This window comes from Streptomyces sp. SID14436 (genome assembly GCF_010548465.1).
In the GTDB taxonomy this organism is placed as follows: domain Bacteria; phylum Actinomycetota; class Actinomycetes; order Streptomycetales; family Streptomycetaceae; genus Streptomyces.
Window position 1 is genome coordinate 1 of sequence record NZ_JAAGMD010000166.1, and the last position, 10257, is coordinate 10257.

General features: G+C 73.2%; 12 protein-coding genes, 1 tRNA gene and 2 pseudogenes. 8 read left to right on the top strand and 7 right to left on the bottom strand.

Annotated elements, in window-relative coordinates; all coding sequences use genetic code 11:
• Together G3I53_RS33645 and G3I53_RS06335 are read left to right on the top strand one after the other, a co-directional pair.
• A pseudogene (locus G3I53_RS33645) lies at positions 1 to 149 on the top strand (sel1 repeat family protein); the annotation flags it as partial.
• 141 nt (positions 150 to 290) lie between these two features.
• Positions 291 to 364: transfer RNA gene (locus G3I53_RS06335), tRNA-Met, on the top strand.
• 175 nt (positions 365 to 539) lie between these two features.
• Here the strand turns inward: G3I53_RS06335 and G3I53_RS06340 are convergent.
• The 3 genes from G3I53_RS06340 to hisN all read right to left on the bottom strand — a co-directional run bounded on the left by G3I53_RS06340 (position 540) and on the right by hisN (position 2600).
• The gene (locus G3I53_RS06340; protein ID WP_164333426.1) at positions 540 to 956 is read right to left on the bottom strand and encodes a Fur family transcriptional regulator; all 417 of its coding nucleotides are present in this window, start codon (positions 954 to 956) and stop codon (positions 540 to 542) included.
• A gap of 261 nt (positions 957 to 1217) precedes the next feature.
• Positions 1218 to 1628: a CBS domain-containing protein gene (locus tag G3I53_RS06345; RefSeq protein ID WP_164333427.1), complete on the bottom strand. Its 411-nt coding sequence runs from the start codon at positions 1626 to 1628 to the stop codon at positions 1218 to 1220.
• A 171-nt stretch (positions 1629 to 1799) separates the two neighbouring features.
• Entirely contained in the window at positions 1800 to 2600 is an 801-nt protein-coding gene (gene hisN / locus G3I53_RS06350; protein ID WP_164333428.1) for a histidinol-phosphatase, read from the bottom strand.
• A 184-nt stretch (positions 2601 to 2784) separates the two neighbouring features.
• Here hisN and G3I53_RS06355 point away from each other — a divergent pair, with 184 nt between their 5' ends.
• Complete coding sequence (locus G3I53_RS06355; protein WP_164438097.1) at positions 2785 to 3393, top strand: TetR/AcrR family transcriptional regulator; 609 nt, start codon at positions 2785 to 2787, stop codon at positions 3391 to 3393.
• Between the two features lie 29 nt (positions 3394 to 3422).
• Here G3I53_RS06355 and G3I53_RS06360 read toward each other — a convergent pair whose 3' ends face one another.
• The 4 genes from G3I53_RS06360 to G3I53_RS06375 form a co-directional block, all read right to left on the bottom strand.
• Complete coding sequence (locus tag G3I53_RS06360; protein ID WP_164333688.1) at positions 3423 to 3746, bottom strand: multidrug efflux SMR transporter; 324 nt, start codon at positions 3744 to 3746, stop codon at positions 3423 to 3425.
• Positions 3747 to 3881: 135 nt separating this feature from the next.
• A complete protein-coding gene (gene rsgA / locus G3I53_RS06365; RefSeq protein WP_164333687.1) occupies positions 3882 to 4892 on the bottom strand; it encodes a ribosome small subunit-dependent GTPase A in 1011 nt (336 codons plus the stop codon).
• Between the two features lie 12 nt (positions 4893 to 4904).
• Positions 4905 to 6221, bottom strand: coding sequence for a 3-phosphoshikimate 1-carboxyvinyltransferase (aroA, locus tag G3I53_RS06370; protein ID WP_164333686.1), 1317 nt, complete (start codon positions 6219 to 6221; stop codon positions 4905 to 4907).
• A 111-nt stretch (positions 6222 to 6332) separates the two neighbouring features.
• Entirely contained in the window at positions 6333 to 7064 is a 732-nt protein-coding gene (locus G3I53_RS06375; RefSeq protein ID WP_164333685.1) for a M50 family metallopeptidase, read from the bottom strand.
• Between the two features lie 51 nt (positions 7065 to 7115).
• Here G3I53_RS06375 and G3I53_RS06380 point away from each other — a divergent pair, with 51 nt between their 5' ends.
• The 5 genes and pseudogenes from G3I53_RS06380 to G3I53_RS06400 all read left to right on the top strand — a co-directional run.
• Entirely contained in the window at positions 7116 to 7931 is an 816-nt protein-coding gene (locus tag G3I53_RS06380; protein ID WP_164333684.1) for an SOS response-associated peptidase, read from the top strand.
• A gap of 22 nt (positions 7932 to 7953) precedes the next feature.
• Positions 7954 to 8619: an alpha/beta family hydrolase gene (locus G3I53_RS06385; RefSeq protein WP_164438098.1), complete on the top strand. Its 666-nt coding sequence runs from the start codon at positions 7954 to 7956 to the stop codon at positions 8617 to 8619.
• A gap of 255 nt (positions 8620 to 8874) precedes the next feature.
• Positions 8875 to 9561: an RNA polymerase sigma factor SigR gene (gene sigR / locus G3I53_RS06390; RefSeq protein ID WP_205076674.1), complete on the top strand. Its 687-nt coding sequence runs from the start codon at positions 8875 to 8877 to the stop codon at positions 9559 to 9561.
• Positions 9558 to 9869 (top strand): mycothiol system anti-sigma-R factor, encoded by a 312-nt coding sequence (rsrA, locus tag G3I53_RS06395; RefSeq protein ID WP_164335577.1) that lies wholly within the window; start codon positions 9558 to 9560, stop codon positions 9867 to 9869. The genes sigR and rsrA overlap by 4 nt, the downstream gene beginning before the upstream one ends.
• Positions 9870 to 10038: 169 nt before the next feature.
• Positions 10039 to 10257, top strand: a pseudogene (locus G3I53_RS06400) (metal-dependent phosphohydrolase); the annotation flags it as partial.

A 10257-nucleotide genomic window follows, 5' to 3' on the forward strand; every position in this document is an offset into this window, starting at 1 on the left:
CCCTGCGGCTGGCCCTGGTCTACGCGCGGCGGGGCGAGCTCGCCGAGGGGCAGCGCTGGGCGGACCGGGCGGCGGCGCTGGGCCCGGAAGCGGTCACGGAGCGGGCGACCCGGCTGCGCGACGCCCTGCGCCAGGAACTGTCCGCGTGAGCGATCCTGCCCCGTCCTGCTCGGTCCTGCCTGGTCGAGCCCGTTCCCGGCCGTTCCCGGCCGGTCCCGGACCGGTCGGGAACGGCGTCCGGAAGGGATTTGCCTCCGTCCGCGTCCTTGACGTAACGTTGCATCCGTCGACGCGGGGTGGAGCAGCTCGGTAGCTCGCTGGGCTCATAACCCAGAGGTCGCAGGTTCAAATCCTGTCCCCGCTACTGAAGGCCGAGGGCCGGAATCCGAAAGGGTTCCGGCCCTCGGTTCTTGCGCGGGTTCCTACCTGCCCGAAGGCGGCCGGCTCCCGCCGCCCGGCCTGCTCGGCACACGGCCACGACGAAGCCCCGGCACCGAAACGGTGCCGGGGCTTCGTCGTGCATGGGGGTGCGGCGGGCGCTAGGCGGCCGCACAGTTCGGGCAGACGCCCCGGTAGGTGACCTCGACGTCGGAGACGGTGAAGCCGAAGCGCTCGGAGTCGGGCAGGTCCGACAGCGGGTTGCCGGTCGGATGCACGTCACGGATCGCGCCGCACTGCGCGCACACCAGGTGGTGGTGCGGGCGGTGGGCGTTCGGGTCGTAGCGCTTGGCCCGCTTGTCCGTGGCGACCTCCAGCACCTCACCCAGCGAGACCAGCTCGCCGAGGGTGTTGTAGACGGTCGCCCGGGAGATCTCGGGCAGCTTGGCGACGGCCCTGGCGTGGACCTCGTCGGCCGTCAGATGGACGTGCTCACCGTCGAGGACCTCGGCCACGACGCGGCGCTGCGCGGTCATCCGCCATCCGCGTCCGCGCAGGCGTTCCAGAAGGTCACTCATGGGAACCAGCCTAACAGCAGGGGGACCAGGTCCCGAACGGGTGTGACTTTGGAACCTCACTTGACCTAGACATTGTCTATTGTAGGGTCGAGTCGAGCGGAAACCAAGCTTCGGCAAGTGGCTGGAGGCCGCGGTACCGGCCCTCGCGGCCGATCTCCAGCGCTGGACCGCTTGCCGACGGCGGGCCGGACTCCCTGTGCGGGGTCCGGCCCGTTTCTCGTGCGCGGCGGGCGGGTGCCGGCCGCGCGGGGCGGGCGGAGGTCAGGCGGGCACCTGTGCGGTGGCGGCGGGCCGCTGTCGTACGGGTGCCCAGCAGCGGATGATGTCGCGCACCGAGACGATGCCGACGGGCTCGTCGCGCTCCAGGACGATCAGATGACGGAAGCCGCCCCGGGACATGGCGTGCGCGGCGTCGTCCAGGGTCCAGGTGGGCGCCGCGAAGACGACGTCGGTGGTGGTGTGGGCGTGGGCGCGCTCGGAGTCCGGGTCCTCGCCGAGGCCCACGGAGTTGAGGATGTCGCGCTCGGTGAGGATGCCGATGCCGGTGCCGTCGGGGTCCAGCACCACGGCCGCGCCCACGCGGCGGGCGGACATCAGGGTGGCGGCCTGTCGGAGGGTGTGGGTGGGGCCGATGGTGAGGACCACGGTGCTCATGGCGTCGCGGACGAGCATGGGGTGGAGCCACCTCCTACCGGAAACCGCAGGTCGGGCGGACATCGGGTCCGCTCGTGCGCGATTTCACAAGTTCACAAGTGGGTGGACTCTCAGAGTGGCAGGCAAAGGGGTGGTCAACAAGAGGGCGCGTGCGGCCCGCCGGGGGCGCGCACGCCGGCCTCGTGAAACTCAGTAGCGCTGGTTGAGATACCCCAGCAACTCGTCGTGCAGCAGGCCGTTCGACGCGGCCGCGTTGCCGCTGTGCGGGCCCGGCCGGCCGTCGAGACCGGTGAAGCTGCCGCCCGCCTCGGTCACGACGATCGAGGTGGCGGCCATGTCCCAGAGCGACAGCTCCGGCTCCGCGCACAGGTCGACCGCCCCCTCGGCGACCATCATGTACGGCCAGAAGTCGCCGTACGCCCGGGTGCGCCACACCTCCCGGGTCAGGTCGAGGAAGCCGTCCAGGCGCCCCTGCTCCTCCCAGCCGCTGAGCGAGGAGTAGGCGAAGGAGGCGTCGGAGAGTTGCGAGACCTTGGAGACGTGGAGCCGGGAGGCCGAGGTCAGGCTGCGTCCGGAGAAGGCACCGTGGTCCAGCGCGGCCCACCAGCGGCGGCCCAGCGCCGGCGCGGAGACCAGGCCGACGACCGGACGGAACCCGCCCTCACCGGCTTCCATCAGGGCGATCAGGGTGGCCCAGACCGGGACACCGCGCACGTAGTTCTTGGTGCCGTCGATGGGGTCGATCACCCAGCGCCGGGGGCCGGTGCCCTCGACGCCGTACTCCTCGCCGAGGACCGCGTCCCTCGGGCGGGCGCGGGCGAGGTGGCCGCGGATGAGTTCCTCCGCCGCCTTGTCCGCCTCGCTCACCGGCGTCATGTCCGGTTTCGTCTCCACCTTGAGGTCGAGGGCCTTGAACCGGTCCATGGTCGCGGCGTCGGCCGCGTCCGCGAGGACATGGGCGAGACGCAGATCGTCGAGGTAGTCGGGCATGCAACGAACGCTATCGGCCGAGGTGGCGCCGGGGCCACAGGGGTGCCGTGGAGGAAGGGCGGACGCGGGGGCGGGGACGGGACGGGCGCCGCCCCCGCGGTGACGCGCGCGCACCCTTGACAGTGCTGTCGGCCGCGTCAAACCTGAACCGCGGAGTCGCCCGCTCGCACCGAGGGAGGCGCTGATGCCCGCAGCGCGCGAGTCTCTGCTGGATGCCGCGTACGCCGCGCTGGCGCGCCGGCCCTGGTCGGCGGTGCGGATGGTGGACGTGGCCGCCGCGGCCGGGGTCTCGCGGCAGACGCTGTACAACGAGTTCGGCAGCAAGGACGGCCTGGCGCGGGCCCTGGTCCGGCGGGAGACCGACGGCTACCTCGCCGGGGTGGACCGCGCGCTCACCGGCCACGGCGACCCCCGGGAACGCCTGACCGCGACCGCCGAGTGGACGGTCGCCGCGGCCCGCGACAACGCCCTGGTGCGCGCCGTGCTCACCGGCTGCTGGGGGGAGCGGCTGCCCGCCCCGGCCCGGACCCCGGGGCCGTCCACCTCGTCCGTCCCGGCGCAGCGGCGCGCCGACGGGCCGCTGCCCTCACCCGGTGACGTCGTGGCCCTGGTGCGCGACCGGGCCGTCAACGCCCTGACCGGGCCGGGCGTCCCCCGCTGCGACACGGGCGACCTGGCCCGGGCCTGCGAACTGGTGGTCCGGCTCGCCCTGTCCTGTGTCGCCGCCCCGCCCGCCGACGGCGGCGTCGCCGACCTGGTCCGGGGCGCCCTGCACCGCCAGCCGGCGCCCTGATCCGGTGCCGCAGGGCGGCGGCGGGGCACTCAATGGGCCGAGCCCGACAGCTGCAGCCCGATCACTCCGATGATCACCAGGCTGATCGACACGATCTTCAGGGTCGAGACCAGGTCACCCAGGAACACCATGCCGTAGATGGCCGTGCCCGCCGCGCCGATGCCCGTCCACACGGCGTAGGCCGGGCCGACGTCCAGCTTCTTCAGGGCGAGGGTCAGCAGACCGAAGCTGCCCAGGGCGAACGCCGCGAACGCGATCGTCGGCCACAGCCGGGTGAATCCGTGCGACAGCTTCAGGCAGACGGCGAAGCCGGTCTCCAGTAATCCCGCCACCACGACCAGCAGCCACGCCATCTGTCGTCCTCCCGTTGGCCCACGCCCGGTGACTGCTCCATCAGCGGGGCAGGTGCGGTCCCACTCGTCCGGCTAGATCCGACTCGGTGCGATTATGCACTTACCGTCCTCGGGGCGGGTCGAACAACGCGAAGATCAGTCACCGTCCGCGTGTTCCCGGGTCGCCAGCAGCCGGCGCAGCGAGTACAGCCGCGCCGGGTCCGCGTGGCCCTCGGCCACCCAGGCGTCCAGCGCGCAGTCCGGCTCGTCGTGGCTGCACGCGCGGGGACAGCCCTCGGTGCCCGGTTCCAGGTCGGGGAAGGCGTGGATGACCCGGGACGGATCGACGTGCGCCAGCCCGAACGACCGCACCCCCGGGGTGTCGATGACCCACCCCTCGGCCCCCGACAGCGGCAGCGCCAGCGCGGACGTCGTCGTGTGCCGGCCACGCCCGGTCACCGCGTTGACGTGGCCCGTGTTGCGGCGGCGTTCCTCCGGCACCAGGGCGTTGACCAGCGTGGTCTTGCCGACCCCGGAGTGTCCGACGAACGCCGTGATCCGGCCGTCCAGCTGGGCGCGCACCCGGTCCACCGCCGCCCCGCTCTCCAGTTCCGCGCGGCTGGTGACCACGTAGGGGATGTCCAGGTCGCCGTACAGCTCCAGCAGCTTGTCCGGCGGGGCCAGGTCCGACTTGGTCAGCACCAGCAGCGGGGACAGGCCGCCGTCGTACGCCGCGACGAGACAGCGGTCGATCAGGCGCGGCCGGGGCTCGGGGTCGGCGAGGGCGGTGACGACGGCCAGCTGGTCGGCGTTGGCGACGACGACCCGCTCGTAGGGGTCGTCGTCGTCCGCGGTGCGCCGCAGCACCGAGGTGCGCTCCTCGATGCGCACGATCCGCGCCAGCGTGTCCTTGCGGCCGGACAGGTCACCGACGATCGCCACCCGGTCACCGACGACGGCGGCCTTGCGTCCCAGCTCGCGGGCCTTCATCGCCGTCACGGTCCGCCCGTCGACCAGGCAGGTCAGCCGGCCCCGGTCGACGGTGAGGACCAGGCCCTCGGCGGCATCCTCGTGCTTGGGCCGGATGTGGGTGCGCGGCCGGTTGCCCCTGCGGTTCGGGCGGGAGCGGATGTCGTCCTCGTCGGTGTGCTTGCCGTAGCGGCGCATGGTGTGGAGTCCTTACGCCCCGAGCATCCCGGCCCACAGCTCGGGGAAGTCCGGCAGGGTCTTCGCGGTGGTCGCCACGTTCTCGATCTGCACGCCCTCCACGGCCAGACCGATCACCGAACCCGCGGTGGCCATCCGGTGGTCCTCGTAGGTGTGGAAGACGCCGCCGTGCAGCGGCCGCGGGCGGATGTGCAGACCGTCGGCGGTCTCGGTGACGTCACCGCCGAGCTCGTTGATCTCCTTGGTGAGCGCGGCCAGCCGGTCCGTCTCGTGCAGCCGCAGGTGGGCCACGCCGCGCAGGGTGGACGGCGAGTCCGCGAGGGCGGCCACCGCGGCCACGCCCGGCGCCAGCTCGCCGACCTCGCCGAGGTCCACGTCGATGCCGTGGATCGTGCCGGACCCGGTGAACACCAGGCCCTGGTCGGTGAGCTCGCAGGAACCTCCCATCTCCGTGAAGATCTCCCGCAGCCGGTCACCGGGCTGGGTGGTGTGCGCCGGCCAGTCCGGCACGACGACCCGCCCGCCGGTCACCAGCGCCGCCGCCAGGAACGGCTGGGCGTTGGACAGGTCAGGCTCGACGGTCAGGTCCCGGCCGAGCAGCGCGCCCGGGGTGACCCGCCAGACGTTGGGCTCGCCGCCCGCCTCGGGGGTGTCCACCTGGGCTCCGACCGCGCGCAGCATGTCGACGGTCATCCGGATGTGCGGCAGCGAGGGCAGCGTCGCGCCGGTGTGACGGACCTCCACGCCCTGGTTGAAGCGCGGCGCCGACAGCAGCAGCGCGCTGACGAACTGGGAGGACGACGAGGCGTCCACCGGCACCGTGCCGCCGTCGAGGGCACCGCCGCCGTGCACGGTCATCGGCAGCGCGCCGCGCCCGTCGTCGTCGATCCGGGCGCCGAGGTGCCGCAGCGCGTCGATGACACCGTTCAGGGGCCGCTCGTGGGAGCGGGGGTCGCCGTCGAAGCGGACGGGGCCGTCGGCGAGCGTGGCCACCGGGGGCAGGAACCGCATCACCGTGCCCGCGTTGCCGACGTCGACGGTGGCCGGGCCGCGCAGCCCGGTGGGGACCACCCGCCACGCCTCGCCGGTGCCGTCGGGACCCACACCCTCCTCGATCTCCACGCCCATGGCGCGCAGCGCCTCGGCCATCAGCAGGGTGTCGCGGGAGCGCAGCGGGCGGCGCAGCCAGCCCGGCTCGGAGGCGAGGGCGGCGAGCACGAGAGCACGGTTGGTGACCGACTTGGACCCGGGCACGTGGACCGTCGCGTTGACGGCTCCGCTCGCGTGCGGGGCGGGCCAGAGGGCGGTGGGTGCGGAATTCGGGGCCATGAGGCCCACCTTATAAGGAGGCCCGCGGACCCGGACGCCGCTGTCCGGGCCGGTCGCGCCCGCCCGGCGGAGCGCGCGCGGACCGGGCTCACGCGTCGCGCGACGGGCGGCTCACCACCCCAGCAGCCAGCGCCCCCCGCCCAGCAGCGAGCACAGCGACACCGCGTGGAACAGGAAGAACCACATCCCCGCCGGTACGTGGGTCAGCCGCGACAGCTGGTCGGCGTCGGAGTCGCCCGCGCCCCCGCGCGCCCGCTTGGCCTGCAGCTCGAAGGCCGGGCGCACCCCGCCCAGCAGCAGGAACCACACCACCGCGTAGGCGAACGCCGCCTGCACCTGTGGCCCCGCCAGCCAGGACACCAGGACGAAGGTGCCGCCGGTGACGAGCACGGTCAGCGCCCCGTAGGCGTTGCGGATCATCACCAGCATCGCCAGCAGCAGCGCTGTGGCCAGCCACAGCAGCAGGGTGATGCGCCCGGCGCCGAGCAGGGCCGCGCCGCCCAGCCCCAGCAGCGGCGGAGCGGTGTACCCGGCGGCGGCGGTGAGGATCATGCCGATGCCGTGCGGCTTGCCGCGGCTGACGGTCAGGCCGCTGGTGTCCGAGTGCAGGCGTATCCCGGTGAGCGTGCGGCCGGTGAGCAGGGCCACCAGACCGTGCCCGCCCTCGTGGGCGATGGTGATGGCGTTGCGCGACAGCCGCCACAGGGCGTGCGGCACGACCACGGCCAGGGCGGCGCCCAGGGTGGCGACCACCACCCACAGGTCGGGGTCGGGCTGGGTGCCGGACACCTCGTCCCAGAGGGAGGTGAACGAGGCCGCTGCGGTGCTGACCGTGCTTTCCATGTGTCTGTGACTGCTCCCTCTGGGCGTGCGGAGTCTGGCAGTGTTGCACGTATGTGCGGACGGTATGCAGCGAGTCGCAGCCCCGAGGACCTCGCGGGGATCTTCGAGATCGAGAAGTGGGAAGCGCAGGAGTCCCTGGAACCCGACTACAACGTGGCGCCGACCAAGGAGGTCCACGCCGTTCTGGACCGTCCTGTGAAGGACGCCGACGATCCCCGCCCGGTTCGCCAGCTGCGCACCCTGAAGTGGGGCCTGGTCCCCTCCTGGTCGAAGACGCCCGAGGGCGGCGCCCGGATGATCAACGCCCGCGCGGAGACCGTGCACGAGAAGCCGTCCTACCGGCGCGCGTTCAGCACCCGGCGCTGCATCCTGCCCGCCGACGGCTACTACGAGTGGGTCACCGGCAAGCAGGAGCGGGAGCTGGAGGTCGAGGGGAAGAAGAAGCGCCCCCGCAAGCAGCCCTACTTCGTGACGCCGGCCGACGGTTCGGTGTTCGCGATGGCCGGCCTGTACGAGTTCTGGCGGGACCGGACGCTGCCGGACGACCACCCGCGGGCCTGGTGGGTCACCTGCTCCGTGATCACCACCGAGGCGGAGACCGACCCGCTCGCCGTGTCCCCGGCGGACGGCCCCCGCTCCCTGGCCGAGATCCACCCCCGGATGCCGCTGATGCTCACCCCGGACCGCTGGGACGCCTGGCTGGACCCGGCCCGCACCGACGTCGAGGACCTGCGCGCGCTGCTCGCGCCGCCGCCCCCCGGCCTGATGCGCGCCTACCCGGTCACCACGGCGGTAAGCAACGTCCGCAACAACGGCCCGGAACTGCTCAAGGAGCTGGCGGCCCCGGAAGAGGGCACACTCTTCTGACGTGACCCCCCAGAACCCCCGCCTGACACCCGGGACCCCGCAGACCACCCCGGCCCTCGCCGTCCGGACCGTCGGGACCGACGCCGGTGAGGCCCGCGTCACCTGGCACCCCGCCCACGGCGACGCCCGGCTCGTGCTCGCCCTCGGCCACGGCGCCGGGGGCGGCATCGAGGCCCGCGACCTGCGGGCGCTGGCCGCCGCACTGCCCGCGCACGGGATCACCGTCGCCCTCGTCGAGCAGCCCTGGCGGGTGGCCGGCAAGAAGGTGGCCCCCGCGCCGAAGACCCTGGACACCGGCTGGCGCGGCGTCTGGCCCGGGCTGGCGGAGCCGGGCCTGCCGGTGATCTCCGGCGGACGCAGCGCCGGGGCCCGCGTGGCCTGCCGCACCGCCACCGAGCTCGGCGCCCGCGCCGTCCTCGCCCTGAGCTTCCCCCTGCACCCGCCGGGACGGCCGGAGAAGTCCCGGGCCGCCGAACTGCTCGGCGCCGGGGTGCCCACCCTCGTCGTGCAGGGCGGCAACGACCCCTTCGGCAGGCCCGCCGAGTTCCCCGACGGGCCCCACGAACTGGTGGAGGTGCCGCACGGCGATCACGGCTTCGCGGTCCCCAAGCGGGCGGACCTCACCCAGGACGAGGCGGTGGCGGTCGTCACGGACGCCGTCGCGCGGTGGGCCGGGGGCCTCGCGTAGCGCGCGGGAATGTCCGGGGCGCCTTCGCTGTTGAGGCGGACATACATGCCGGTCAACGGCATCGCCGTCGTAGGAGAGGAAGTCCGCCGCATGGGTTCCACGCTCTGCCCGAACCGCAGCGCACGCGCCGACCTGGACTGGACGGTGCTGCCCGCGGCCAGGACCGCCCCGATTCGGGCGGCGGGCGGACCGGATCGTCGTCTATCCTCCGATTCGGGTGAGACCGGTTCCGGTCTCACGACGACACTCGAGGAGGTGGGTCCGGTTCCCGGTACCGACGCAGGGACCGAACACGGCCAGGCGGAGCAGCCCGAGGGCCGGGGTGGCGCGAGCGCCGAGACGAGCGCGGAGCGCAGCGCGCGCTTCGAGCGGGACGCGCTCGAATTCCTCGACCAGATGTACTCCGCCGGGCTGCGCATGACGCGCAACCCCGCGGACGCGGAGGACCTGGTCCAGGAGACCTACGCCAAGGCGTACGCGTCCTTCCACCAGTTCCGCGAAGGCACCAACCTCAAGGCGTGGCTGTACCGGATCCTCACCAACACCTTCATCAACTCCTACCGCAAGAAGCAGCGCGAACCCCAGCGCAGCGGTGCCGAGGAGATCGAGGACTGGCAGCTCGCGCGCGCCGAGTCCCACATGTCGACGGGTCTGCGCTCCGCCGAGTCGCAGGCGCTGGACCACCTGCCCGACTCGGACGTGAAGGAGGCCCTGCAGGCGATTCCCGAGGAATTCCGCATCGCGGTCTACCTCGCGGACGTCGAGGGCTTTGCGTACAAGGAGATCGCCGACATCATGGGCACACCCATCGGTACGGTGATGTCCCGCCTGCACCGGGGCCGCCGTCAGCTGCGCGGCATGCTCGAGGACTACGCCCGCGAGCGGGGGTTGGTCCCGGCCGGCGCCGGAGAGTCGAACGAAGCGAAAGGCTCGAGGTCATGAGCTGCGGAGAGCCGCACGAGACGGATTGCAGCGAAATCCTCGATCATCTCTACGAGTTCCTCGACCGTGAGATGCCGGATGCGGACTGCGTGAAGTTCGAGCACCACTTCGAGGAGTGCTCGCCCTGCCTGGAGAAGTACGGGCTGGAGCAGGCCGTGAAGAAGCTGGTCAAGCGCTGCTGCGGGCACGACGACGTGCCGGGCGACCTGCGGTCCAAGGTCATGGGGCGGATCGAGCTGATCCGTTCCGGGCAGGCCGTGCCCGACCAGGACGTCACCGCCGCGCCCACCCGGCCGCAGGAGTCCTGACCCCCGCCGCCCCCTCCCGGGGCGGCACCACCCTCCCGGGACGCCGGTGGCGTCACCCGTCCGTGCTAATCCGCGGGTTATCGGCCCGCGAGAGCCCCCCGTGCCGCCCTAGGCTCCATAGGCCGACGGCGGCGGGCCGGGTGCGGCGGGCACGGTGGGGGAGGGGCTCATGGAGGCGTTACCGGCACGGGCCCGCGCATACGTCGCGGTGGTGGTCCTGCTCGCCGTCCTCTGCCTCACGCCCGGCCCGCGGTCCGCATGGCCGGCCGCCGTCCTGCTCGCCGCGCTGTACGCGGGCTGCGAGCACCTCGCCCGGTCGCGCCGCCCCGGCGCCCCGCACCCGGGCGGCACCGGCTACCCCGTGCTGCTCGCCGGGGCCTTCCTCCTC